Source organism: Acinetobacter wuhouensis (assembly GCF_001696605.3).
In the GTDB taxonomy this organism is placed as follows: domain Bacteria; phylum Pseudomonadota; class Gammaproteobacteria; order Pseudomonadales; family Moraxellaceae; genus Acinetobacter; species Acinetobacter wuhouensis.
This window is the reverse complement of the sequence record NZ_CP031716.1, coordinates 2049018-2073984: the sequence shown is the minus strand read 5'-3', so window position 1 is coordinate 2073984 and position 24967 is coordinate 2049018. Positions and strand designations below refer to the sequence as shown.

The following is a 24967-nucleotide window of genomic DNA, read 5'->3' as shown; positions in this document are numbered from 1 at the left end:
TCTTTTATGAATGATTAACAATAAAACTCTTCTCTAAAACTTTCAATTAATTCAGGCGGAACACGTGTGGTTTGACCATTGGTACGCATAAACAATTCACCTTTATAGTACAAAGGACGATCAGCTTTATTGCATTTAAAAACTAAAATAACTTTATTTTGAATGTATATTTCTTCTAGCGTGGTATAAATATTGGAAATTTTATTGCTTTCATGTGCTAATTTATCAATCAGACTGCGCTTCATCAGATCAATTGAATTATTAAAATGTTCTGCCAGCTCTTGTTGAATCCCGACAATTTTTAAATCGTCCGAAATACCAATAAAAACATAGCCATTACGTGTATTCATAAAGGCAAAACAAGCTTTTACCCAACGATCAGATTTACGATTGGTGAGTAAGTCCGTGGTACGTTCTTTAAACTCAATCCTTTGATTTTCACCTTGTTGAATCAATTGCTTATAAAAATCTGCATTGGCATTGCTTTGGTAATGATTTAACGTGATTTTGATCTTTTCTAAAGATTTATAAGCAGTAACAGTTTCTAGGTTATGAATGTCTTGCCATTGGTAAATTAACTTGGTCTTTAATTCAATACTTAAATTCGGGTCAGCAATATATTCAAAACTCAGTTTTAAATACTGTAGGATTTCTTGGTAAATATCATGGCTTGCAACAGGAATAGAGATTTTATTGTAGGTATCACGAATTTTTTCTATTTTTTTATGTAGCTCAAAATGATCTTGATAAAAACTTAAATATTTTAATTCATTTAGAATATGTTCATAAGGACGATGAAATGAAGTTGGGAAAAGTTGTTTGGGGGGGATATTAATATATTTTTCAATTTGTTGGAAATAGTGTCTTAATGTGGGATATTTAAAAGCTTGATAGATATTAATTTCAAATTTTTCGGAAAGTGAGTTAGATGTAAAAGCCTGAAAGAAGAGTAAAGTTTGGATTTCTTTATATTTATTGGGGTAGTCATGCCATTGAGTTTCGAGGAACTCATTAAAGTTTTTAAACTTATTGGTGATATACGTGTTCAAATCCATATTAACACCCTTAATCCTCTGTTTTTGGTGTTCGGTATTTACAACAAATATGTCATCAGACTATTTATATAGGTTTATTTATAAGTGATACAGACAAATAAATAAAGCTGTAGTTTTTAAAATGTGTATGTAAAGTTGTTAGAAAATATAACAAATATTTCAAATTTATGAATAAATATGCACCTACCAGAAATGTCTAAGGTGAAATATTAGGAATCGCTAAATGAGGATTTATCATAAAGGATTCGAGCTTTTGTTTTAAGGAGGTTGCTCGTTCAGGCACAGCTGGCAGAGCAAGTTCAGCTAAAGTTTTGACTAAGTCTAAATTTCCTGTAGCAGCTGCGACATGACATAATTTAGCCATATCCATTGGATGTATTGGATTTTGAACGGCAAGGTTTGCTTGATGAATAAAATCCTGTGGCCAATGCGCCAACGCATTGAAAAAATTTTGACTTTGACGATTCCACTCGGACACTAAAAATTGAACTATTTCGATAGCTTCTTGTTCGTTTGAACCATACATCCAGTCGCTATCATAATCATTGATCAAATTAGGGAAAATTGAATTTCTCCATGCACAATCATATTCACGCATTGTTTCAATGACTAAAGGTTTACTTGTACAACCCATGATATATTCACCTAATGGGCGTAGGTGAATACCGAGATTAACCTGAAAACAATGCCGTTTTACTGAATGTTGAATATCGACAATACGAATGATTTCACCATCAATCTGTCTAAATACATCTGCTTTTTGAGTAAAACCTTGTGTTTTTAAAATCGGGTAAAACTGGTTGCGTAATTGAGCAGAAACAAAGTTTTTATCCATGTTCTTTATTCACAAAAAATCAGCATTGCCATAGAAATTTGGCTGTTTTGCCTTGTGGGCAATCAAAGAGATAGGCTGAACCTGCACCGCCAAAGTTCATTGATGTCCGATGGTCTGGTCCTTCTTCTAGTTGGGCAATAAAGCGCATTGGCTGTTGGCAACAATCGCAGTTAGGCGTTTCATCATTTTGAATCCATTCTGCTTGCCCTGAAAGTTGTCCTAAAATTTCTCGCTTCTTACCAGACCATTGTTGACGTGATTCAGCGTAATCTAAGTGTTGGTCTTCAATGATTTTTGCACTGTATTCTGTTTCACGAAGTGTATTTTCAGATTCAGCGGGTTGAAAGTGTTCCAAAGCATTTGTGTTGTCAATAATAAGAACAGTGTTCCCGCCACCATCGGCATCCCAATCATCACACATACCTGGATCTTGGCTACACATAAAAATTAACTCAAGCCCTAAATCTGTTTTGACTTTACCTAGATATTGCATTGCCCCTTGGCAATTCTCACAGATTGGCCAATCTATATGTGTACCGATAGTTTTAACAGGTAGACCACCAAAAGAAGTCTGATCAAGCTGAGTGGGTACTTGATCTAGAATTAAAAGCTTTGTCATTTTTATCTCTATATTGTTTAGTTGTTATAGAGACTAATATATTTGAGCGATCTGCATAATTCAAAGCACTTTATGAAAAAAATTGTTCATTTTCGTGATGAATCAGAGCTACTTAGTCGTATAAACGGTAAATCCCCGTAAAACGATCACAGCCTTTTTGTTGAGTTTTAACGGTTAAAATGGCTTTTTGAAAATTAAGCTGATATTTACAATCATGCTCATTGTCCAAGATCTCGTTCTTTTTTTCAGGTGTGGTATAGGCAAGTAAAGGAACGATTTGAGTCTCTTTGCGATTATTTGGATTACGGTAGGCAATACCTTCCACTTTAATACGATCTTTAGTGAGTTGATGAATTTGTAAATGAATTGGTTGTTTAGAGATTTCACCATGTTCATATTTGATGAAATGTTGAGTTAAACTTTGATTCATAGACGTATAAAAATTCAAATCTTCAAATCGAATATCAAATTGTTGTTTAAGACAGTCATTGCTTTTACATTGTTGTAAGCGGTTAAACCATAAATGATTTGTATCATTGATCAAACGGATCGGTGCATCAGTAATCAAGTAAGCCGTTAGATATTTTTCATTTAATTCTGAACGTAAGTCACTGAACTGTGTGCTACATAACTTTTTTAAAAGCGTTGTATTTGAATGTCCACAATCGACAGGCAATGCATAGACCGCAGACGTGCTGAGACAGCCTAAAATGAGACCAGACAAAAGCGTTTTAATTTGATTAAGTTCTGTTTTCAACAGCATGATCGCTTATACTTTCACTATGTTTGCATTCGTACTATAGCGAATTAGAAACGGCGAATAAAGATTTTAACTTTAAAAACTGCATAAAGGAGCTGAAAATGATCGTACCAATTCGTATTGGGCAGGGAATGGATGTACATGCCTTTGAAGAAGGTGACTTTGTGACTTTGGCAGGTGTAAAAATTCCACATACACAGGGTTTAAAAGCGCACTCAGATGGCGATGTCGTGCTTCATGCGTTATGTGATGCTTTACTTGGCGCATTGGCACTGGGTGATATTGGACAGCATTTTCCAGATACGGATGCTGAATTTAAAGGTGCAGACAGTCGTAACTTGTTAAAGCATGTTTATCAACTGATTTTAGATCGTGGTTATCGTTTAAATAATGCCGATATCACTGTGGCTTGTGAACGACCAAAACTCGCAAAGCACAATTTAGAAATGCGTCAAAGTATTGCAGATGTACTGAATGTTGAAGTGACACAAATCAGTGTTAAAGCAACTACTACTGAGAAATTAGGTTTTACTGGGCGTCAGGAAGGGATTCTTTCTACTGCAACAGTATTGGTCAGTCATGTTGGAAAATAACTTTGTGTAATTGCTATAAGTGATTCATTGATGTTAGGCAGTTAAAAAACAATGCACGTTACAAACAGTTTTAGAGCACATTCGGCGGAGTCTTGCATCAAAAGTTTTGATTTAGGGATTAGCCTGCGGCTCGCCTTACTTTTCTTACGGGAAAAGTAAGCAAAACCATTGTCATCCGCAGAACTCGTCAGCTTCCGTCAAAATTTTGAATATATCGCAGAAACATTTATGGTTAGATGTAGTCTTGTCTCAGACAAATGCGGATGACGTTATCGCGTATCCACTTTTTTCTAGGAGCAATCTACGATTTTGGTGTTACTGTGTAACATCAGCGATTAATAAAGAAAGTCATCAAGAAATATATACCAGAGGATGTTTAGGCATCCTCATTTTTATTTCCGCGAACAAAATGAATAATGACGGGTAAAAGTGCCAATGCAAATACACTACAAATTATTGCTACCCAAATAGGATGCGCATTGGGATTTCCTAAGAAGAAATATTCAAAAATGACATAGATAAAACAAGCAAACATTGCTGTGGTTGCTAAAGGAATCGTGATTCTAAAAATCAATATATACCAAAATTTCTGTAGAGATTTCATGTTGAAATTCATCGCATAAGCAAAGATGCTATAGAGTATTGAAACCATAATGAACGTCATAAAAAAAGCGGCAAATTGCAGGATGTAGTTACGTATTGTAAGTTCCTGAACAATTTGATCACCATCTGCATAGAGCACTTTAATATGCTCACCAATAACAGGTTGTTGTGCAGAACTGACATTGGTTTGAATGCTTTTTATTACATGCCCATGCTGATCTTGAAAGCTGACATAGGCATCATACATCAACGTTCTGGTTTCAATACCTTTGGAATTTCGATCTGTGACCCATTCAGAAGTGTAGGAGGTGATGGTTGCTTGGTAGCTAGGCTTGGTAATGAAATTAAAAATAGAAACTGGGAGTATGATCAGAAAAGGTAAGACGATAGACGAGATCACGAAAATAAGTGTTGCAGGGAAGAAATAGCTTGATTTGGATGTGGTAGCACTTATTGTGCTTTGGTGGTCATCTAAACGATTAACCCACTTTTTAGCAAGCCAAATTGACCAAATGAGCAAGGCAATTGCACTAAAGATGAATATATAAATCGTAGGAATAGTTGTGAGTGTTTGCATTGTTATTAGAATCAAGCGTTATTATTGAATAATGCTACAAGTTCAGCACTTTAAAACTATTGAAGTTTTGTAATTGATATTTTAAATTTTGAAGTGCGAAGTAAAACCCATAGGCGTAAAAAAAGCCCTTGCGGGCTTTTTTCGAATGCATAAATTAGTTAGCTAAAGCTTTAACTTGTGCATTTAAACGGCTCTTATGACGAGCAGCTTTGTTTTTATGGATGATACCTTTATCAGCCATACGGTCAATTACTGGAACCGCAGCTTTATAAGCTTCAGTTGCAGCAGCATATTCACCAGTAGCGATTGCAGCGATTGTGCGTTTGATATATGTACGTACCATTGAACGCAAGCTTGCGTTGTGTTTACGTGCTTTAACGTTTTGACGAGCACGTTTTTTTGCTTGAGCAGAGTTTGCCACTCGTGCACTCCTTGAAATAGATTGGTCTGGGCGGGCTGAAATCGCATCTGAAAACCTACATCAGAGGATTATCACCAGCCCGTAAACAAGTGCCATATTGTGATTAAATAGCCCATCAAAGTCAAGTCTTGACATGCTTTGACAACATTTTAGTTGCAGAAAAATTTGAAATAAAACGTTAGATTAGTGATAAATCTAGGAGATTGTTTAAAAAATGACTAATTCGATAAAAAGTGCAATTGTGATCGGGGCAACAGGTTTAGTGGGAAAATCTTTGGTTGAACAATTAAATTCATTAAGCAGTTGTGAAAAAATAACCGTCGTGGTGAGAAAGCAAAATTCGGAATTTGAACAATATGCAAAAGTGGAGCAATTTGTTTTAGATGACTTCCTTTTACTCAATGATCAAGATGTAAATGGCTATAGTCATGCGTTTAGTTGTTTAGGCTCAACCATTAAAAAAGCAGGATCTAAACAAGCTTTTTACAATATTGATTTTGAAATCAATGCACATTTTGCTGATCTGTTTGAAATGACAGAAGCCCATTTTCTTTTGGTCAGTGCGATGGGTGCAAAAGCAGGTTCCCCAATTTTCTATAATCAAGTCAAAGGCGAGTTAGAAGAATATATTCAAAAATTAAACCTTTATAGATTCTCGATTATTCGACCTTCATTGTTATTGGGTGATCGTACAGAGGAGCGTTTTCTTGAAGATGCAACACAAAAACTCTATCGTAAATTTTCACATTTAGTACCAAACTCTTTTAAATATAAGCCAGTGACAGCAGAGCAAGTCGCTCATACTATGGTCGAGGTTGCACAAACTCAAACTCAAAAAATTGAAATATATGATAATTTATACATACAAAACTTGCGCATACAAAATGCCATATAATGGAGAAATAAAGTGTCTACAGTCGCATTCGTAACTTGTGATTTATTGGATGACAATCCTGAAAAAGAAATTCAAACTTTGATCCCATCTCTAGATGGTAAATTCTTTAGAAGTTATGGATTGCGCAAAACATTTGGTGGTCAAATCGTGACAGTGAAATGCTTTGAAGATAATTCACGTGTTAAAGAATTACTTGCGACAGATGGTCAGGGCAAGGTACTGGTTGTTGATGGCGGTGCATCAATGCGTTGTGCTTTGATGGGCGATATGATTGCTGAATCTGCGGTTAAAAATCACTGGAATGGCGTCATCATTTACGGTTGTGTACGTGATGTAGATGCATTGGCTGAATTAGATTTAGGTGTACATGCATTGGCTTCAATTCCACAAAAAAGTAATCGTAAAGGCATAGGCGAGGTGGATGTTCCATTGTATTTTGGCAGTGTTACTTTCAATTCCGGCGAATATGTCTATGCCGATAACAATGGAATTGTAGTATCAAAAGAAAAATTAGTTGATCTATAAAATGATTTCAAAATAGGGTTATCCCTGAGGGTCGCAAGATGGTGCATCATCAAATAAAAGTCGTACAGGCTTTAGCTTCAGCAATTACAGCAGGTGGTCGTGGTGCAAATGGTACGCCATTTCCAAATCAGCCTGAAAAAGCACTAAAGTTATATGAATTTGAAGGTTCACCATTTTGTCGCCGTGTCCGTGAGGTGATGACTTTATTGAATTTGGATTATGAAGTTTATCCATGTCCAAAAGGCGGTACGAAATATCGTAAACAAGTCAAAGAATTGGGTGGAAAAATGCGTTTTCCATTCTTGGTTGATGAAAATACAGGTGAAAAACTGTATGAATCCCAAGATATTATCCATTATTTATTTAAACACTATGGAAAGAATGGTAAGACGCCGAAGAAGTATGCACATTATCCAAAATATCCAGTGGTGGCCTTTGCTGGTACGCTAATCAATGGTGCGCGTGGCGTATGGATTGATAAAAAGATTGTTAATCGTGCTGCACCTGAACAATTGATTGAGTTGTGGGGATTTGAAGCAAGCCCCTATACACGTATTGTACGCGGTGTATTGACTGAGCTTGAGATTCCTTTTGTTTTTCATAATGTGGCTAAAGAGCGTTGGCAAGATCAAGGTCCATCGGTTTTGCGTTTAAAACCTGGTAAATATATTCCTTTGACAGGTGGTAAGCGTGAAAAAGTTGTTCCTGTGATGGGGCGTGTTAAAAATGATATTCAAGTGCCTTATTTGGTTGACCCAAATACAGGCGCACAGTTGTTTGAGTCTGAATCAATTGTAAATTATTTACAAAAACAATATGGTTAAGTAATTGATGCTAATAACTTAAAAAAATCACCTTTCAAACTGATTTAGAGCATACTTGACGGAGTCTTACATCGAAAGTTTTAGTTTCAGGATAAGCCTTCGGCTCGACCTACTTTTTTTTCGGAAAAATGAGCAGTGAAACTGCGCAAGGAAACCACCTTGCGAAGCTTCGCTTCTCACTGCAAAACTCGATAACTACCATCTTTTGATTGATATATCGCAGAAACATTAACTTACAGATGTAGTCCTGCCTCAAACACGTTGCGGATGACGTTAGCGCGTATCCAATTTTATTGAAAAATAAAAAGTGTTTTGATGTTGCTGTATAAAATTAGTCGTTAAGGATAAGCAACATTTACAAAGCTGATTTTAAATTCTTCTCATGCTGTTTGACTTGTTTTGCGTATTTTTTACCTTGTTTGCGCATTTTACGATTTGTTTCATAATTGGTTGGCCCAACATTGTAATATGCCAAAGCTTTTTTCCAACTGCCCGCTGACTGATTGTATTTTGCTAAAATCATGGTGCCACATTGCACATTGACAAACTCATTGAATAAGTCACCAGGGCAGGATTGTTGCCAATAACGTGGCATGACCTGAGTGAGTCCAACAGCACCCGCAGAAGAAGTCACATAACTACGATAACTTGATTCTTGGCGAATGGTGGCTGCGAGTAATAGTGGATCGACATTGTATTGATCGGCATTTTGCACAATGATGGGTGAAACACGATTTGCCACGTCAGGTGAAACGGAATAGGCTTTTTGAATACCACCAGAAAGTTTTGCTGCACGTTTTTGAACTGAGCCACCGCCTAAAGAAGAACATGCTGTCATTGCAAGTGTTAATGTAATTATTGAAGCAACTTTTAAATGATGAAAATTCAAAACACGACCAATTAGATTATTCCAAAGTTACTCGATCTTAAGTTGCCGTCCTATACCTGTCAATGCGAGATAACTCAAGGTTTATAGTTGAATTGTATCTATTTCCCAACTTTATTCGCACAAGTTTGACAACTTAAAATCATCAATTTGCTATTTATTAGAACTGACTTGATGTTGTTTTAGCATGATGGCTAACATCAATTGGGCTGGGTTTTGAGGCGCATATACGACTTGAAATTGATTATTTCCACTTTTTTCGTACACAGCATAGTAAACAGGAATCGCCAGTTGATTGTTTTTGATCGAGAGTAAATCTTGTTGAGGTAAGTCTTTACGAATCTCAGTTAAAGCATTTTGATCAACGTGTTGTTGAATCACACCTTCACAAATATAGTCCGCACCTTCAAACTGTGAAATTAGGTAATCTCTTTGTTCATTCTGTTGAGGTTCAGAGGCTGAACTGGTATTGCCAGCGGATTTTGAAGTATTAATCTGCTTGATATCTGCGAGTGAAATTCCAACAATGGACTGTGTTTGAAGATTGGTTTGTTTGCCGTCAGGACCGAACTGATTTTGTACCTGTTCCATAGATGTAAATGGCTTTGTATTTACTTGTTTAGCATAAAGTTTTTTGACAGCATCTACGGTTTTTTTGTTATTACAACCGGAACCTTCAAATAGACTACAACCTTGCAATACGATCATCATGCCAAACAGTGAAATTGTTGTTTTCATATACATTGTTTTAACCCCCTTATCCATTAAGTTTTGTCTTTAAATTTGCGATTTAAACTTTGTGTTAACTCCACCAATATCTCAAGATATGGAAGAAGATCGGTGCAGAAAAGCAAATAGAATCAATACGATCTAACATACCGCCATGTCCATGAATGAGTTGTCCCCAATCTTTAACACCACGGTCACGCTTGATTGCAGACATCACCAAACCACCAAAAAATCCAAAAATACAAACAATCAATCCAATGACAGTTGCTTGTAAGTAGGTGAATGGAGTGAGCCATGACATTGCAACACCAAGCGCTGTCGCTAAAATGATGCCGCCAAGGAGTCCTTCAACAGTTTTGGACGGTGACAATACTGGTGCAACTTTATGCTTGCCAAAAAGCTTACCACACACATATTGCAAAACATCGGATGCTTGTACGACCATAATCAGCCAAATTGCCAACCAAATCGGTTCACCTTTGAAAGCAGGTAATTTCAAATTCAGCAAAGCAGGAACATGTGAAATACAGAACACACAGACCATCAAACCCCATTGGATTTTTGAGCTTCTTTCTAGAAAATGTTTGGTATCTTCTTGTTTTAAACTGGCAATTGGAATCAGTAAAAATACATATAAGGGAATAAAAATTGAATAAAGCCCGTACCAATCTGTATAAATTAAAAAATATTGATAGGGAATAACAAAGTAAAAGCTAATCAATAAAGGGAAATAGTCACCACGCCGTGTTGGCAATAGACTAATAAATTCACGTAAAGCAAATAATGAAATAATCCCAAACAATACAATAAATGCAGTTTTACCCAGTGCAATTGCTGCGCCAATCACGATGAGCATGACCCACCATGCATTGATACGTGCATTGAGGTTATCAATAACAGATGATGGTTGATCTCCAGTTTTTTGTTTGAGAATAAAACCGACACTGGATGCAAAAATCAAAATGCCTGCGAAAATACCAAATAAAAGATAGGTCTTATCGAGATTATCTAAAATCATTGATTTTCAACCTCTTTTAATTCTAATAACTTACTTTGTGCATAGTCGATAAAGGCTGTCTTTTCTAATTCTAAGTGCTGTTCTAAAGGGCAACCAAAACAAACCGTTGAAAGTAAGGGTAAAGGAATAAAAGCACCTTTGGGCATGACACGTCTTAAATTGGAAATCCATACAGGAACAATTTCAATCTCTGGAAATTGCTTATGTAGGTTGTATAAGCCACTTTTAAAAGGCAATAAATCAATATCGTCATTCAGATTACGTGTGCCTTCAGGAAAGAAAATAATCGAATAACCTTGTTCAAGCGCTTCTTTGATCGGTTGTAATGGATCGGCATTATTTTCACGATTGCGCTGAATCGTCACACCATTAAAAGTATCTTTAATTAAGAATTGGCGAAAACCATCTTTGAGCCAATAGTCTGAAGCGGCAACAGGTTTGGTTTTTCGACGCATTAATTTAGGTAATGAAGACCACAATAAAATAAAGTCGATATGGCTATTGTGATTGGCATAATAAATACGTTGTTTCATGTCAGGTTGGCAACCAATCCATAAACTGCGTGCACCAGTCAGTAAGCGCGCACCTCGACGTGTTAAAAATGCGATAAAACGTGCAATCGAACTAGAAGCGATATTGGTTTTCACATTTTCACTCGTTTTTACTGATGATCGTGTAGTCTGTTCTGGTATTTGATTCATTATTGAAGCCAATTGATATTGAACAATTTATTGTGCAAGTAATCTATAGATTAAAATGATTAAAACAAAATATTGCAGTAACAGCAAAGCAATTTGTATTTTAAATAGTTTAAAGCAACCTGCGAAGCGTACTGACCAATCACGTCCTGCTTTAGATTCGGGCATGAGTTTCATTGATACTAAGCTTTGGTCAAATTGTTGGGTTAAGTTTTCAATGCTTTCGATTTTTGATTCTTGTGCCATCATTTCAAGGAGTTGAGCATCGAATTTCACACGGAAGGAAATATAGTGGTGTGTAAAAGATAATAACAACGTAATGACAATGAATATCCAAAATTCAATGGATTGCCAACCTTTAAGTAAAATCGCAATTATTGAAAGCGCAAAAGCCAGATAGCCTGAAAATAATAAAGCTGTGGTAGACGATAATAATTTAGCCACCACAAAGAAGTTCATCTTCATGGCGCTAAACCTTTGAGTTTGAGTTGGTAAATTTGTAATTCCTCAATTTGTGGCTCTTTTAATACCACCCACGGACGTGCTTTTTGTATCAACTCAACGGCTTCTTGGACATTTTCAACATGCTTTTGCTGTATTAACCATGCGGCAAGCAAAGCGCTACTGCGTGAATAGCCTAAAGCACAACAGACTAAAATTTTAGAATCTGTGTGATTTAATTCGTTCAATTGCACATTGAAATATTCCACAGCATATTGAAGCTGATTGGCTTGCAATGGAATTAAATCCAAGCTGAGATATTGCTGATATTCACTTTTATGCGTTACTGAATCATGTTTTAAAGGCAGTTCCGCAACACAGTCAAAGATGGCTTGATATTGTTGAGTATCGTTTAAGTTAGGAATACGCCCGATATAAATCTGTTTATTTTCAATTTCGATAATAAATGAATCTTCAGGATGCTTTCTCGTCCAGATGCGACTATTCAACCATGCAAATATAAGATAAGGCGCTAAAAGGATTTTTGCCGCAATGGTCATATTGCCATCACTTTGTTTTTGCATAAAATGAGGACGAACAAGGCTATAACTATGCGCCACGATAAATAAACTTACAGCAGGATAAATCAACCACAGTCCCCAAGGTTTGAACTCATAAGCCAAAATCCCGAAAATGACCACACCACACATATAGTAACTTCCCAGTTTTAAATGCTTAGATGTTAAGAACTGGACACCATCTTTTTTGAATGGTGATTTGGCTGAAACAGGGAATAACCATAGACAGATCGCACCAACTAAAATACCTGTCGGAACATCTATAAAATGGTGTTGCCATGTGGTCAGTACGGATATACCGATTAAAAAACACCATAGATCAACGAGGTATTTCCAAGTACCTTGTACATGTCTGCGATAAAAATCCCAAAGAATGACTAGAAGAACAATGTGTAAAGAAGGCATTTGGTTAAAGGGTTTATCGAAGCCCATGAGTACATCGAACCATAAGCCAAAGAATCCATCCAAAGCTGGTCGGTCAAAACTGAATTTTAGAGGAAATAAGAGAAAGCACGTAATACTAATAATTTGTGCGAGAAGTAGGCGTGAAGCTTGTTGCCGAAGTTCAAATTTATTCCAACAGATTAATAATGAAAGCCCGTAAAATAGGTCAATTGACCAATAAGGTACAATCGTCCAAGCCCACAGCGGAATATGCTTTTCCCAGTCAAATACGATACTGGGTACATGACTCAAACCTGACGCATAATGGTTGGCAAAACCATAAGTCAGGAAGAAGAATGGCGCGAGGAATACTAAGCAGAGAATTCCCCATTTCCAAGTGCCTTTTTCTTTATCGAGTGTCTGCATACATATTCCATGACTTATTATTTTAATTTATAAAAGTTGAATCATTTTAGAAAGGTAGATGGTTAATCATTTAAACCTCTACCTTTATGTCACTTTACAGCTTTTGCGCAACAGAAACAGTAAATATTCCAAATTCATCGATACATTGATCAACTTTTTTAAAGCCTGCGGCCTCAACCAAAGCATCCATTTCAGCTTGAGAGCGTAAACGCATGACCCAAGCATCACCTTCACGGTGTGAGGTAAGCGCACGAGCAATAAACTCTTGTTGTGGATGCCAAATTTGACCGGTATAGATCAGATAGCCATCTTTCAAAATTGCCTTACTTAAACCCTCTAATGATTGACGAAGCAAATCATTATCACTAAATAATTCATATAAACCTGAAACGACAGCCAGTGATGGTTTTGGTTTTACCGAAGCCAAAGATTGCGTATCAAATGCATCTGCTTTGATAAATTCAGCAATCTCAGCTAAACCACGATCTGCAATCATTTGCTGACCCGCTTGCACATTGATCTCACTATAATCTCTTAGTAAAATAGAATCAGGGTGTTTTGGTAATTGCGCAACAGCATCTAAAATATAACGACCATGACCAGAAGCAATATCCATAATTCTTAAAGGCTTACGCTTTTTAACAAGGATCTCAGCGTATTTTTGCAATAGATGTTCAATGTTCTGTTTACGAACTCGAATACCGCGCCAACCAATCGCATTCAAATATTGACGGTCAATGATTTTACCAATCGGATTGCCACTTTCTGTTTGATTGCGATAAACAAAGTCTAAGGTACTGCCTGAGTCATAGCCTGTATCTTCACCAATTTTTAAGCCTGTAGATAAATGACTACCAATTTTCAAATTCTTTTTAGTCATTTCCCAAAAGATATTTTTAATTGATTTATTCGGTAATGGTGAACTGAGATCTTCTGCAATGGCACAACTGACACCAATTTTATCGGCATTTAAAACATCGGGTGCTTGATATTCCACAGCAAAACATTGTTGGATAAAACGACGGATTTTTTCAGTGGCAATATAGCGATCTTTTTCGCCTAAAGTGTCATGGAAGAAACCATCTAAGACATGAAACTCTTTTTTAGGATGTGGAAGTTTTTGATAGAACTCTCGTTGTGGTTTTTGGAAAACCACAAAGTCTGAACCAGAACACAGCACTTGAGTCGGTACAAAGATATTTTGCGAGTCTGCCACAATACGTTTAGAGGCATCATATAAACCAAGCAACATACGCACAGAAATCGCTTTGGCAATTTTTGGATCTGTATCATAGCTTGTTGCACGTTCTTCATCATGAGTCAGCATTTTGGCTTTGACATAACTTTGAATGAAGAAATTGCCACGAATTTTTTCCATAACTCTTAAACTTGGTTCAGCAAAAGGCACATAAAGTTTAATGTCAAAAGCAGGCGAGGCGAGGCACAATGCACGGATTTTAGGAGCATAATCATGCACCCAAGTGGCTGCTAGAACCGCACCAACACTTTGAGCAACCACAGCAATATTTTGAGCTTCAATGCCATAATTTTGTTCAATATGTTGTACGAAGTATTGAATGTCTTTGACACATGCTGAAAAACTCGGCGCATCACCACGTTCGCCAGCAGTATTACCGTGACCACGTGCATCCCATGCAAAAAAGTCGAATTCTGGTAAATTCAGCTCATTGACCAAATGTGCCATACGATCAGAATGTTCATGACCACGATGGAATAAAATGATGGCTTTTTTAGACTCAGAAACAGACGCTGTTTTCCAATGTTGATAAAAAATCTCAGTATTATCATGCGTGGTGAATGTGTGGTGACTGTTGTTATACATTGTTAAATACCCTAAATTTTTAAGAATTAAACTGACGAAGTGGTCGATTTCAAACTGTTTTTAATGCGGTTATAAATTGTCAAAATAAGTAATAATCCGATAAGGCAGAGTATGCCGTTACAAATCCAACCGAGCAGTTGCAGATTTGTACTGAATATAGGAAATATCACGATAATTACAGTGATTAAACTTAACCAAAATGCGCGGTCACTTTTTCCCATTGGTCCATCGTAGCGACGTTCTTGACCAATCAGTGGTGCCATTACACCTGTGTATTCACTTAAAATCGCTAAAAAAGCAATCAAGAGTAAGAGCGGTGTACTGATAAAGCTAAACACGGCTAAACAGATATAGAGTGCTGTGTCGGAAATCACATCACACAATTCATTGTAAAATGCGCCTAAATTGGATTGTTGTTTGAACTCACGCGCGAGCATGCCATCAATCGCGTTAAATGCCATCCGAACCAGCATCCATACAGGAAAGATCAATAGCCATACATTCGGTGCAATATCAAGAAAATAGACATAAATAAAAATGGCGATTGCAATAGAAATGAACATCGCCAAAAGGGTGATTTGATTCGCTGTGACTCCTGCATTAAATAGCTTTTGCACAAAGGGGCGTAATAAGTTTTGAAATGCAGGTTTTAACTGGTAAATGGATGGCATTGTTCTATTAAAATTAGCTATTTGAATGGATTTTAAGCAAATAATTGTTTGTTTGACAAGATTTAATTTTCAGGATTAAAAATAAGCAAAGTTATTTTTAAATTTGTGCGAATCGTCCTATAATTTTATCCATTCTAGAGTTAATCATTTTGCTATCTATCATGACACCTGCTTGTAAAGTTTTAAAATCTAATAAAATTGAATTTTCTATTCATGAATATGAACATGATGTGAATGCAAAAAGTTTTGGTTTGGAAGCCGCAGAAAAATTGGGTTTAGATGTTGAAGAAGTGTTTAAAACCTTGATGGTCACTGACGATAAAAATTATTTTGTTGCGGTATTACCCGTTAATCATCAGCTCAATTTAAAGAAAGTTGCCAGTGCTTTTGGATGTAAAAAATTGCACATGGCAGATCCTAAAGATGCTGAACGTTTAACAGGTTATTTGGTCGGTGGTATTAGTCCAGTAGGACAGAAAAAGCGTTTAAAAACAGTTATTTGTGAAAGTGCAAAAGTGCTAAATAAAGTGTATGTAAGTGGCGGAAAAAGAGGGCTAGATATAGGTGTAAATCCAAGTGATTTAGCTAAAGTTTTAAGTGCTAATTTCGCTGATATTATAGACGAATAAGTAGTATTTTTATTAATCAAATCATCTTGTTTTTATTCTTGTTACTCACAATGTTACTCGCAAAAATTATTGCTAAATAAATAAGCCACCTATGAGGTGGCTTTATAATTTGAGTCTACATCAAGTATTACAGATTGAACATAGGAGTTTAACCAATAGCTTTTCCTACCATCTTTATATGGCTTAGTGTAGCGACCTTCTCTAATTCGTGCATCCAGCGTTTCAGGCTCAATATTTAATAATTTTGCAAACTCAGCACGACCAATTCGACGTTCATTTTTAGTGAGTAACACTCGCTTAAGATATTGCATCTCATCAAAAATAGCCTGAAGTAGATCATCGTCACGCTCTTTGATAACTCCCATCAACCTTCCTCCTTTTCTTCTTTCAATCTTTTCACAATCGCTTGCTTGGCTTTTAAAAGAAATTCATCACGCTCATCATCTTTAAATTTTCCATCGCCTTGCATTTCTTCTGAATAGAAAATTGTCTCATCACCACAATCAGGATAATCAACTCTAAACTCGCCATGTCTTAAGCGGAGATAACCAACCTGTTTGCCCTTATAAAAAGCATCGTATTGTTCAGGTGATTCACCACAGGTTTGTTTAAGTTCGATTTCCTCAGTTTGAATTGTCATGACTTTGCTCCTGTGCTTCGATCATTGCTTTGTTTTCTCTAACAGCTAATTCAGCAGCCTCAATTGAATCAAATTCCACAATTTCGAAGTTATCTTCATCCGAATATATGTTTGCAAAAAATGCTTTAGTTGATTTGGTTTGCTCCCACTTTTCTAATTCTGCAATTTCACCTTTTTCTAAATCCATTTCATATTCAGAAACACAGCTCACTACATACTCAGCGCCATCCCAATAATATGTTGTTGTTAGTTCGTTTTTAGGCACCAAAACAAAACCTTCCGGGATGGCTTGGGCTTTAGAAAAACTAATAGCTTTTAACCACATCGCCCAACCAGTATTCACACGGTGAAAAGTGTCATTTGCATCATCTTTATAAATCGGATCAAGACCATCTTTTACAACATAGTTACCTTGCTCCATATCAAAAACAAGGACTTCAGCACGGTCTGTCAACCAATATTTTGCTTCGAAATTTGGTAATTGCTCAGCCCAAAATGATTGTTTCTCTGCCAATGTTGGCATTCCTTTAATATCCATCACGCAACCTCACTTTTTTTACGAATTTCACGTGCGAAAAGCGCGTATGCATCATCTTCACTAAAGTTAATATCAATTAAGAAAAATCCATTTGGTGCAATCGGATCCCATTTTGTAATATCGCAATTGTCCATCATGATTTCCCAATCATCAGAAGACACAGAGCTTTCTAAATAAAAGATAACTGTCTCAATATTGAAATGATCCAGCATTGCTCCCCATGCTTCTGATGAGATGACTTCGTCATCCGAATGATATTTATCTAAGTAAGCAAGGTAAGTAGGGTGTGACCAAGTTCCCATCTCATCGCGAATAATTTCAGCAGGTTTTAATTGATTAATTTCCATCACAACCACCATAATTCTATTAAAATAAATAATTACCGTTAAATTTGAGCCTATTCTTTTATTGGAATAGGATTATGCTGCTTGCTCCCACTTAAACCCCCGTTTATCAAGCAATTCACAAAGCATGTCTTGAGCAACACGAGTTTTATTTATCAATTGCTTTTCACGCTTTGCATCTCGCTTACGGAATAATGTTGTGATTCGAAGCTCAGGGGTGATATGCCCAACAATGTGCCAATCTTCTGGTTCATGTTTTTTAATTAGATGACTTGGAGTGTCTACCAATCCAAAAACCAAGCCTGAATTCCCCTTATCCCAAAGGTGCATGTATGTGTCTAATTGCCATTCATACAGCTTTTTTTGACCTTCTTTTATAGTTAAGGGAAAGGTGTCTTTTGAGTAAGACGACTTAACATCTAAAATTAAATCTTCTTCATCCTCGCAAATATCGCACTCACCAGTGAATAGATCAGAAGTTTTACGAACCTTATTCTTGACATAAAAGTTGCCTGAAACTTGGTTGTATAAAGCAATTGTTTGATCTTCTACAGCACGACCTTTTTCAATTTCAAGCGTATTAAGATTAGGTTTCCACCCCAACATTATTTGCTTTTCCATTTCATAAATATGGGAGAGCGCACCCTCAGACAAAGTGTCTTTTTCAGGGTAAGACATAAGCTTACCCACACCTGAGGCTCTAAACTGAATCATGATCAAGCACCTCGGTTTGAGCGCGAACATAATGCTCTTGTTCACTAGTGATGTTGTAATGAGCCTTTAGTGACTCTAAATCACCTTGACCTGCTTTGATTTTAGTAATGGCTTTTTCAATTTGTGCGTCGTTTAGGGTAGGGCGAGAATCTGTTGCAATCTTATTTTCATCAGAAACATCATTGCCTACAGTGATAATTTTTCCCTCCATTTCCTCTTTGGTGTACTCATCACCAATTTCTTCAGGAAATGCTTTACGGAGAGCGCCTGCTTCAGCACATTTTGATAACTGACCACGCTTACGCTTTGTCCACATTGAATTTAAGCCACCACCTTTTACAGTTGCGCATGCTTCTTCAAAATATTCAGTGTGAGCAAAAGCAACCTTTTCACCATGAATCATTCGATAAACAGTTACGGTACAGAATTCAGGAACAGTGTGAGAAACGCCACCAAAATTAATATCAATCATTGGACCAAATACTGGAGCCTCAATTCCTGCATAACTGTTAGAGCGAGAAGCTGTAATTCGATGTTCTGCAATGGATGGCATGATAATGTCACGCCATTCGGTGTTTCCTGTTTTAGAATCCTTCACATTCATTGGGACGATGTGGCAAGGCTTTTTCATGATGTCGAGATTACGCGCTTTCGCATATTCAACCGCCATAACGATTGATTCAGGTTTCGCGCCAGGAAAGATTGATGAAGTCAGGGCAGACCACATAGCTTGATCAACATCGTAATCTTTAAGCGATACACCCAATTGATTTTCCACTTGAGCTACAGCATTCATATTCATCTCCAAGGCGGTTAGACCGCCAATTTTTTAATATTTAATAGACACGTTAGGCACAGAGTTTTTCGCAATCGCACGAATCACATCTTTCGCCATTTCTTCTGTAAGACTTGGAATCTCAAAGCAAAGAGCTTTTACTGCTTCACAATTGATTGAGCGCATGTGTTCAATATTAGCTTTACGCGCTTCTTCGGCTTTTCGCTCAGCTTCTGCTTTTGCTTCCGCTTCACGCTCAATACGCAAACGCTCAGCTTCAACAGCTTTTTGACGATCAATTTCAGCTTGCTTTTCACGCTCAATAGCTTGTTGCTTCAATTGTTGCTCACGTAATTCAGCCTGTTCTTTTTCAATCTTTAATTGAGATTCGCGCTGTTCTGCTTCAAGCTTTTCACGCTCCACACGCTCAGCTTCAAAACGTGCTTTTGCTTCTGCTTCACGTTGAGCTTTTTCAGTAGCCTCACGAGCAATAGCTTCTTCACGCTCTTTCTGTTGACGATCAATTTCAGCTTGTCGTAAGCGTTCAAGTTCCGCTTGTTCGGCTTCAAGCTTTTCACGGTCGGCTAATGCTTTGCGCAGTGCTTCCAGTGTTTCAAATTTGGCAAGCTTGGCTTGTTCTTCGAATTCCTCATACTGCGAACCAATCTCAAGGTTTTCCAAAAACTCAATATCGCCTTTTAACTTTAACGAAGTAGCATCAGCTTCAGGTGCGTGATCTTTAATAAATTGAACAGCTTCTTTATGCTTCGCCACGCGATCCTTTTCAGCTTGCTCCCAAGCATCGCGAGGCGCCAAGATTTCATTCCGAAGTTCATCAAACTTTTTAACAGTCGCAATGCGGTCATCATCAATAAGCTTGATTTGAGCCTTTTGCTCAGCAACCAATTCCTTGCCACACTTCTCAATAAATGTCTTGGATTTACTAATTTTTAGAGCGAGCGAGCCAATCTGATCTCGTCCTTTTTTAGTGGTCACATCAGGCACATGTGAACGCGCTTCTTGAGCAATGCGCTCGAACAATTCAGCAGTGCCGCCTGGTGTGCGAAATGCAGATACAACAATGTTTTGATCCGCGATTTCTAATTCAAATTTTGCATTCATATTCTTATCCTTGTGCCATTTCAAATTTTTCAACCGCATCCGCTTCAAGCCATTCATTCAACTCATAAACCTGAGATTCAGTCAGTATGAACTCAACACTCATTTTTGTTTCTTCAAAGTCAGAGCGAGTTACAACAGCAAGTGTTCTGCTATCAACTTCGAATTTTGTATATTCAACTTCATAGCCGTTTTGCGGGTTTGACTGAGGCTCTAAATAAGCCATATCAGTGAGCTGTTCACCTTTGATTTCACAATCAATTGAATACATTCCAAACGTGAAACTAAACGTCACAACATCGTGTTCAACTTCAATTGATTTCTTATCAATAGCAAAAGGAAAGCAGGGCGCGAACAACTCAGGTTTGGTTTGAGTGTTCATTATTTAGCTCCAGCAATCGCAGCATTAATCTTTTGAATTTCATACTGGTCGATATAAGCATTCACAGTCTCATCGGAATGCACCACGTTCAGAATGTCCAGAAACTCGACTGAAGCATCGTCCAAGGCATACTCAACATAAATGCTGTAATCATTAGCTTTGACAGTAGCGACACAGGTTTCATGGCAAGTACGTTTAAGCACTTCATATTTTTGAGCAGTGATAACCACTTGAGGATTATCATCAGCCACTTTGGCAGGCTGGAAAGCGTAAGCTACTGCTATCCCCGCGCTGATTGATGCTGCAATGAATGCAGACTTGAGAAAATTGGATTTAGTTGTCATAATGACCTCGTTGTGTTGAAGCCCAGTGTCTGTCGAAAGTAGCTGGGCTTTTTTGTGTTTACGAGGTTTAGTTTAGTAAACTAAACAAAATGAGTCAATGCTTTTGTTTAGTAAAATGAACTTTTTTTATTATTTTTATGAACACCAATTTTTAGACAATAAAAAACCTGACATATAGTCAGGCTGTATTTTGTGAGTGATTACCAACTTTCTAAGCTAGATATTTGCCAAACCCAGCCGATAACTTCTAATTGCTGATCAATTATTTCTTGGGCGCTTAACTGTATTTCTGGAAATTCTACAGAGTTGTCAGAAACGATACGAACCCCACCCAAAGGCAAGTTGTAGAGTCGTTTGCAGTAGAAAAGCCCACCAATACAAATAGCGAAAATTTTTCCATCTTTTATATTTTTTCTTCCAAGATCAACATGGATTGTATCGCCATCTTTAATAGTTGGACTCATTGAATCGCCGATTGCAGTCGCTGCCACGGCATTCTCTTTCATGATGGATAAGTTTCGCAGCGTTGCTTTAGACATTCGCAATTTGCGTGTTTCATTAGCAATAGCCTCGCCAATAGAGCCACCACCACAAGCAAAAGAGAAATCCTTAAAGAATGGAATTTCAATCTCGTCATCATCAAGAGGCGTGTTGCTATCCCAAGGTTCGACTTGTGTAAATTCAGGGGTTGAATTTCCAGTTAATAACCAACTAGAGGTAGTTTTTAACGCCTGAGCGAGTTGAACCAATCTCTTTCCAGTTGGGTTATTTACCCCATTAATCCAGTTGGTAACAGTCCCTTTGCTCGCTCCAGTGGCAGCAACCAAATCCTTGTGTTGCAGACCCAAGTCCCTCATACGCTGGTTAATTCTATCTGATGTCGTTTGCATAATAGTAAAACCTTACATTTGTTTAAAATACTAAACAAAAAAATTGACATATTCCTAAACTTATTGTTCAATAAACTAAACATCGTAGTTTAGGTAAATAAACATGACCGTAGATGACTTGCGAACTTTCTATAAAGCCAAAAGTGACGCTGATCTCGCTCGAATCCTTGGTCGAGATCGATCTGTGATTAATTATTGGCGCAAAGGCATCCCGTTAAGCACACAGGCGGTTTTTGAAATATCAACCAAAGGGAAGTTAAAAGCCAAACTTGGAAAGCTAAGCGCATAGGTGGGCAAATGGGGGTAGACGATATGCAAGAAGCACTAGATTTAGGTTTTCTTGATGTGCATGGGAAAAAGACTGACTCAACATCAGTCCGCATGACACATGAAGCATTGCAGGCGATTGATGCACTGGCAGCAATGGACGACATAAAACGCTCGGAATGGATTCGGGATGCAGCCATTGAGAAGCTCCTGAAGTTCAAGAAACAACATGAGTATCTCAGTAGAGCGTTTGGTAGTACCACAAATACGGTGAATACATCGTCCACAAATAAAGAAAGCCCAGTAGCGGTAACTACTGAGCTTGATATTCAAAACCTAGAGGGAAATGAACAGTGAATATGTTAGCACAAATTCAAAATGATAATAACACAGACCAAGTGACCATGGTATCGCTTGAGCTTGTTGATTATATCAACGATAGCCGCAAGTTTGACGAAAAGCCAGTTCAGCTTCGCCATGCTGATTTTATGGCAAAAGTACCAAAGGTTTTAGGGATAGAGACCAGCGAAAAATTTCGCTCGTCTTATCTTGCTGGAAATGGTGAGCAACGCCCTTGCTACCGCTTCCCAAAACGCGAAGCTTGCTTGATGGCAATGTCATACAGCTACGAGTTGCAAGCCCAGGTATTTGACCGCATGACTGCAATGGAAGATGCACTTAAAAAGCCTGCTTTAAATCTTGATGACCCTGCATTCCTTCGCCAAGCCTTACTTGGTTATACAGAAAAAGTAATCGAGCTTGAGCACAAAGTTCAGTCGCTTGAACCAAAAGCAAAAGGCTTAGACCGCATTGCTGATTGCACCAATGTATTAGGTATCCGTGAATCTGCAAAAGTTCTCAAGATTGGTCAAAACCAACTTGCTCAATACTTGATTGACCACAAGGTTGTTTACCGTGATCAATATTCAAAAATTCAAGCTTATCAAAAGTCTATAGATCAGAAGCTCGTGCATGTTGTGACTTCTGCGCCTCGATTAACTGAATCAGGTGAAAAGGTATTTACCCAGGTAAAACTTACTCAAAAATTAATTACTCGCATTGCGAAGTGGTTAGAGAAGGGAGTGGCGGCATGACAGCACTTCCAAAACATGAGGACAACATTGTCCAATTCAACAAAGGTAAAAAAATGGCTGACAAGTTTGAAAAGGGCTATGTCATGTCTAGTCGGTTATACCGATATGAGGTGCGACCTTTTTTAAGTGATGCAGCAAAAAATGTCTATGCAGAACTTGAGGATCGTATTAACGGCTTTAAGGACAAGATAACCGACCATGTGAGCTATTCACAGTTGCAGGGTGGAAAGCTCGAAGGCTCTAAAAAAATGGGTACAGGCACAGTTAGAAGAGGTCTCAAAGAGCTGCTTGATTTAGGTGTTATTACATTGGTTAGCGAGAACAGTCGCAAGGGTAATGAGTACCAGATCAATGAGGTCTCATTGGTTGAGCACTTCCAAAATGAAAGTACCACTTCCAAAAGTGAAGCACTTCCAAAAGTGAAGCGCCAGCACTTCCAATATGAAAGCGCCAGCACTTCCATAACTAAAGACACAATAGAATTAATTTATAGAATTACTTCTATAGAATTATTAATTAAGTCGCTTCGCTCTAAAAAACCTTTGGAAGCCAATTTTTACGGTTATTCAATCTTTGTAAAACAACAAAAAGCAAAAGCCGAAGCTGAACGCAAAGACAAGGCTCGCAAATTATCTTATGACGAAGTAATTAAACTGACCTCAGAAAGATTCTCACCAATCTGTGATTTCTCACTTTGGGAGCAGTTTGTTTCTAATCGATCAACGACCACTAAAACCAAGCTGACTAAAAATGCCCTAAATGCGATTTACAAAGATTTCCAGAAATGGGGATTTGATGGCAGCAATGAGTCTTTGAAAACTTCAATCACTGGAAACTACCAAGGCTTATTTGAGCCAAAGCAAACCAATCAAGCCAAACCAAAGCAACAACGTGAACAAGCATGGGCTGATTACTACGCAAAACGAAATCAGCAGCAGCCAAACAACATCATTGATGTGATTGAGGTGCAGCATGACTAATTTCTTTTTTGGCCCACAGCAAGCCCAGCAGCTTATCGACACCATGCGCGTCATTCACGGAAACCTGTTTACTCACCAGATGGGCAACGTATCTCCTGATCAAGTTGAAACTATCATCATCGGTGCGATGGTTGGTGTGTCAGAGGCTCAATTCCACTTCGGACTAACCCAACTAAGCACACAGGCTTATTGCCCAACTATCGCGCAATTCAGAGCGTTATGTGTATCTGGTTCTTGGTGGTCAATTGATGAGGCTTGGGCGCGCGTCTGTGAATACACTAAAAACCGCAAAAAAAACAAGATCACCACTCTGGCTAAATACGCTTTTGACCAAGTTGAATACCTAATCAACATGGGGCAGATGAAAGAAGCTCAAAATCAATTTAAAGGGATTTATAACGCCAACCTTTTGAAAGCTCAAGTTCAAGGGAAAAGCCAGACGTTTTATGAGCCACCAAAGCAGATCGGAATGAAGCAAATCGCTGAGGAAAAAACCACGGCACAAAAAGTAGGATTAAACGAAGAACAGCAGTTGATTTTGACTATGACTAACCGATTGCGTGAGCAGGGCATGACACCAAAAGAGGCGTTTGTTCAAGCACAAATTGCAATTCGTGGTGAGGTTAAGAAAGCAAACAAGTTTGAGCATGCTGAACACGACTTGGAAATGAAATCTGATTCTGATTATTGGCCTGACCCGTTTGATGATTTTGAAAAATACAAAGCGGCTTTGCGGGCTGAGCAAAAACCATTGCCGAATGCGGTGCGTTTTTTGGATGAACAAGTAGGGGGTGGGGTGTGAAGAAACCAAATAAACCTAAATTTATCGAAACCGAATTGGGGCGCGAAAAGCTTTGTATTCAATGCGAT

At 37.7% G+C, this 24967-nt stretch carries 34 protein-coding genes; 10 read left to right on the top strand and 24 right to left on the bottom strand.

Annotated features, from left to right (window positions below; translation table 11 throughout):
* Positions 1 to 14: 14 nt before the first annotated feature.
* The 4 genes from BEN71_RS10550 to BEN71_RS10535 all read right to left on the bottom strand — a co-directional run bounded on the left by BEN71_RS10550 (position 15) and on the right by BEN71_RS10535 (position 3272).
* Positions 15 to 1055, bottom strand: a complete 1041-nt coding sequence (locus tag BEN71_RS10550; RefSeq protein ID WP_068975138.1) for an AlbA family DNA-binding domain-containing protein — start codon at positions 1053 to 1055, stop codon at positions 15 to 17.
* 196 nt (positions 1056 to 1251) lie between these two features.
* The gene (locus BEN71_RS10545) at positions 1252 to 1890 is read right to left on the bottom strand and encodes a DUF4304 domain-containing protein (protein WP_068975139.1); all 639 of its coding nucleotides are present in this window, start codon (positions 1888 to 1890) and stop codon (positions 1252 to 1254) included.
* A 19-nt stretch (positions 1891 to 1909) separates the two neighbouring features.
* Positions 1910 to 2509 carry a hypothetical protein gene (locus BEN71_RS10540; protein ID WP_068975140.1) on the bottom strand — a complete coding sequence of 200 codons (600 nt, stop codon included), beginning with the start codon at positions 2507 to 2509 and terminating at the stop codon, positions 1910 to 1912.
* Between the two features lie 112 nt (positions 2510 to 2621).
* Positions 2622 to 3272: an A1S_1983 family putative colistin resistance protein gene (locus BEN71_RS10535; protein WP_068975141.1), complete on the bottom strand. Its 651-nt coding sequence runs from the start codon at positions 3270 to 3272 to the stop codon at positions 2622 to 2624.
* A gap of 98 nt (positions 3273 to 3370) precedes the next feature.
* On the opposite strand from BEN71_RS10535, the gene ispF reads away from it, so the two are divergent.
* On the top strand, positions 3371 to 3862 hold the full coding sequence (gene ispF / locus BEN71_RS10530; protein WP_068975142.1) for a 2-C-methyl-D-erythritol 2,4-cyclodiphosphate synthase: 492 nt from the start codon (positions 3371 to 3373) through the stop codon (positions 3860 to 3862).
* Between the two features lie 376 nt (positions 3863 to 4238).
* Here the strand turns inward: ispF and BEN71_RS10525 are convergent, their stop codons facing one another.
* Both BEN71_RS10525 and rpsT read right to left on the bottom strand, forming a co-directional pair.
* A complete protein-coding gene (locus BEN71_RS10525; RefSeq protein ID WP_068975143.1) occupies positions 4239 to 5042 on the bottom strand; it encodes a hypothetical protein in 804 nt (267 codons plus the stop codon).
* Between the two features lie 154 nt (positions 5043 to 5196).
* Positions 5197 to 5463, bottom strand: a complete 267-nt coding sequence (rpsT, locus tag BEN71_RS10520) for a 30S ribosomal protein S20 (protein ID WP_004720657.1) — start codon at positions 5461 to 5463, stop codon at positions 5197 to 5199.
* A gap of 214 nt (positions 5464 to 5677) precedes the next feature.
* Here rpsT and BEN71_RS10515 point away from each other — a divergent pair, with 214 nt between their 5' ends.
* Genes BEN71_RS10515 through BEN71_RS10505 form a run of 3 tightly spaced genes read left to right on the top strand, consistent with a single transcriptional unit; the run spans position 5678 to position 7707 of the window.
* Positions 5678 to 6358, top strand: a complete 681-nt coding sequence (locus tag BEN71_RS10515; RefSeq protein ID WP_068975144.1) for a Rossmann-fold NAD(P)-binding domain-containing protein — start codon at positions 5678 to 5680, stop codon at positions 6356 to 6358.
* Positions 6359 to 6370: 12 nt separating this feature from the next.
* Complete coding sequence (gene rraA / locus BEN71_RS10510) at positions 6371 to 6883, top strand: ribonuclease E activity regulator RraA (RefSeq protein ID WP_068975145.1); 513 nt, start codon at positions 6371 to 6373, stop codon at positions 6881 to 6883.
* A gap of 38 nt (positions 6884 to 6921) precedes the next feature.
* A complete protein-coding gene (locus BEN71_RS10505; RefSeq protein ID WP_068975146.1) occupies positions 6922 to 7707 on the top strand; it encodes a glutathione S-transferase N-terminal domain-containing protein in 786 nt (261 codons plus the stop codon).
* 355 nt (positions 7708 to 8062) lie between these two features.
* Here the strand turns inward: BEN71_RS10505 and BEN71_RS10500 are convergent, their stop codons facing one another.
* The 8 genes from BEN71_RS10500 to BEN71_RS10465 form a co-directional block, all read right to left on the bottom strand.
* A complete protein-coding gene (locus tag BEN71_RS10500) occupies positions 8063 to 8545 on the bottom strand; it encodes a lytic transglycosylase domain-containing protein (protein ID WP_162994971.1) in 483 nt (160 codons plus the stop codon).
* 201 nt (positions 8546 to 8746) lie between these two features.
* A complete protein-coding gene (locus tag BEN71_RS10495) occupies positions 8747 to 9337 on the bottom strand; it encodes a hypothetical protein (protein WP_068975148.1) in 591 nt (196 codons plus the stop codon).
* 58 nt (positions 9338 to 9395) lie between these two features.
* A complete protein-coding gene (locus BEN71_RS10490; RefSeq protein WP_068975149.1) occupies positions 9396 to 10340 on the bottom strand; it encodes a phosphatidate cytidylyltransferase in 945 nt (314 codons plus the stop codon).
* Positions 10337 to 10987 carry a lysophospholipid acyltransferase family protein gene (locus tag BEN71_RS10485; protein WP_171405023.1) on the bottom strand — a complete coding sequence of 217 codons (651 nt, stop codon included), beginning with the start codon at positions 10985 to 10987 and terminating at the stop codon, positions 10337 to 10339. The genes BEN71_RS10490 and BEN71_RS10485 overlap by 4 nt, the downstream gene beginning before the upstream one ends.
* Positions 10988 to 11068: 81 nt before the next feature.
* Complete coding sequence (locus BEN71_RS10480) at positions 11069 to 11503, bottom strand: hypothetical protein (RefSeq protein ID WP_068975151.1); 435 nt, start codon at positions 11501 to 11503, stop codon at positions 11069 to 11071.
* Positions 11500 to 12867 (bottom strand): phosphatase PAP2/dual specificity phosphatase family protein, encoded by a 1368-nt coding sequence (locus BEN71_RS10475; protein WP_068975152.1) that lies wholly within the window; start codon positions 12865 to 12867, stop codon positions 11500 to 11502. The genes BEN71_RS10480 and BEN71_RS10475 overlap by 4 nt, the downstream gene beginning before the upstream one ends.
* Before the next feature lie 94 nt (positions 12868 to 12961).
* Positions 12962 to 14710, bottom strand: coding sequence for a bifunctional alpha/beta hydrolase/class I SAM-dependent methyltransferase (locus BEN71_RS10470; RefSeq protein ID WP_068975153.1), 1749 nt, complete (start codon positions 14708 to 14710; stop codon positions 12962 to 12964).
* A 26-nt stretch (positions 14711 to 14736) separates the two neighbouring features.
* Entirely contained in the window at positions 14737 to 15381 is a 645-nt protein-coding gene (locus BEN71_RS10465) for a CDP-alcohol phosphatidyltransferase family protein (protein WP_068975154.1), read from the bottom strand.
* 161 nt (positions 15382 to 15542) lie between these two features.
* Here BEN71_RS10465 and ybaK point away from each other — a divergent pair, with 161 nt between their 5' ends.
* Positions 15543 to 16010, top strand: coding sequence for a Cys-tRNA(Pro) deacylase (gene ybaK, locus BEN71_RS10460; RefSeq protein ID WP_068975155.1), 468 nt, complete (start codon positions 15543 to 15545; stop codon positions 16008 to 16010).
* A gap of 89 nt (positions 16011 to 16099) precedes the next feature.
* Here the strand turns inward: ybaK and BEN71_RS10455 are convergent, their stop codons facing one another.
* The 10 genes from BEN71_RS10455 to BEN71_RS10410 form a co-directional block, all read right to left on the bottom strand.
* Positions 16100 to 16375, bottom strand: a complete 276-nt coding sequence (locus tag BEN71_RS10455) for a hypothetical protein (RefSeq protein ID WP_068975156.1) — start codon at positions 16373 to 16375, stop codon at positions 16100 to 16102.
* The gene (locus BEN71_RS10450; protein WP_068975157.1) at positions 16375 to 16650 is read right to left on the bottom strand and encodes a hypothetical protein; all 276 of its coding nucleotides are present in this window, start codon (positions 16648 to 16650) and stop codon (positions 16375 to 16377) included. Before BEN71_RS10450 ends, BEN71_RS10455 begins: the two co-directional genes overlap by 1 nt.
* Positions 16634 to 17188: a hypothetical protein gene (locus tag BEN71_RS10445; protein ID WP_227542592.1), complete on the bottom strand. Its 555-nt coding sequence runs from the start codon at positions 17186 to 17188 to the stop codon at positions 16634 to 16636. The genes BEN71_RS10450 and BEN71_RS10445 overlap by 17 nt, the downstream gene beginning before the upstream one ends.
* A complete protein-coding gene (locus BEN71_RS10440) occupies positions 17188 to 17535 on the bottom strand; it encodes a hypothetical protein (protein ID WP_068975877.1) in 348 nt (115 codons plus the stop codon). The genes BEN71_RS10445 and BEN71_RS10440 overlap by 1 nt, the downstream gene beginning before the upstream one ends.
* 72 nt (positions 17536 to 17607) lie before the next feature.
* On the bottom strand, positions 17608 to 18246 hold the full coding sequence (locus BEN71_RS10435; RefSeq protein WP_117276775.1) for a hypothetical protein: 639 nt from the start codon (positions 18244 to 18246) through the stop codon (positions 17608 to 17610).
* Positions 18233 to 19042: a phage recombination protein Bet gene (gene bet, locus BEN71_RS10430; protein WP_068975879.1), complete on the bottom strand. Its 810-nt coding sequence runs from the start codon at positions 19040 to 19042 to the stop codon at positions 18233 to 18235. The genes BEN71_RS10435 and bet overlap by 14 nt, the downstream gene beginning before the upstream one ends.
* Before the next feature lie 33 nt (positions 19043 to 19075).
* Positions 19076 to 20143: a coiled-coil domain-containing protein gene (locus tag BEN71_RS10425; RefSeq protein WP_068975880.1), complete on the bottom strand. Its 1068-nt coding sequence runs from the start codon at positions 20141 to 20143 to the stop codon at positions 19076 to 19078.
* Between the two features lie 4 nt (positions 20144 to 20147).
* On the bottom strand, positions 20148 to 20522 hold the full coding sequence (locus BEN71_RS10420; protein ID WP_117276776.1) for a hypothetical protein: 375 nt from the start codon (positions 20520 to 20522) through the stop codon (positions 20148 to 20150).
* Positions 20522 to 20866 carry a hypothetical protein gene (locus tag BEN71_RS10415; protein ID WP_068975859.1) on the bottom strand — a complete coding sequence of 115 codons (345 nt, stop codon included), beginning with the start codon at positions 20864 to 20866 and terminating at the stop codon, positions 20522 to 20524. Before BEN71_RS10415 ends, BEN71_RS10420 begins: the two co-directional genes overlap by 1 nt.
* A 200-nt stretch (positions 20867 to 21066) precedes the next feature.
* On the bottom strand, positions 21067 to 21756 hold the full coding sequence (locus BEN71_RS10410; protein ID WP_068975860.1) for a S24 family peptidase: 690 nt from the start codon (positions 21754 to 21756) through the stop codon (positions 21067 to 21069).
* Between the two features lie 103 nt (positions 21757 to 21859).
* On the opposite strand from BEN71_RS10410, the gene BEN71_RS10405 reads away from it, so the two are divergent.
* From BEN71_RS10405 to BEN71_RS10385, 5 genes are read left to right on the top strand one after another with little or no spacing between them, the layout of a single operon-like run.
* Complete coding sequence (locus tag BEN71_RS10405; RefSeq protein ID WP_068975861.1) at positions 21860 to 22045, top strand: hypothetical protein; 186 nt, start codon at positions 21860 to 21862, stop codon at positions 22043 to 22045.
* A gap of 23 nt (positions 22046 to 22068) precedes the next feature.
* Positions 22069 to 22380 carry a hypothetical protein gene (locus tag BEN71_RS10400; protein ID WP_152033038.1) on the top strand — a complete coding sequence of 104 codons (312 nt, stop codon included), beginning with the start codon at positions 22069 to 22071 and terminating at the stop codon, positions 22378 to 22380.
* 2 nt (positions 22381 to 22382) lie between these two features.
* Positions 22383 to 23117 (top strand): phage antirepressor KilAC domain-containing protein, encoded by a 735-nt coding sequence (locus BEN71_RS10395; protein ID WP_227542680.1) that lies wholly within the window; start codon positions 22383 to 22385, stop codon positions 23115 to 23117.
* A complete protein-coding gene (locus BEN71_RS10390; RefSeq protein WP_068975864.1) occupies positions 23114 to 24097 on the top strand; it encodes a hypothetical protein in 984 nt (327 codons plus the stop codon). Before BEN71_RS10395 ends, BEN71_RS10390 begins: the two co-directional genes overlap by 4 nt.
* The gene (locus BEN71_RS10385) at positions 24090 to 24899 is read left to right on the top strand and encodes a hypothetical protein (protein ID WP_117276784.1); all 810 of its coding nucleotides are present in this window, start codon (positions 24090 to 24092) and stop codon (positions 24897 to 24899) included. Before BEN71_RS10390 ends, BEN71_RS10385 begins: the two co-directional genes overlap by 8 nt.
* Positions 24900 to 24967 lie beyond the last annotated feature (68 nt).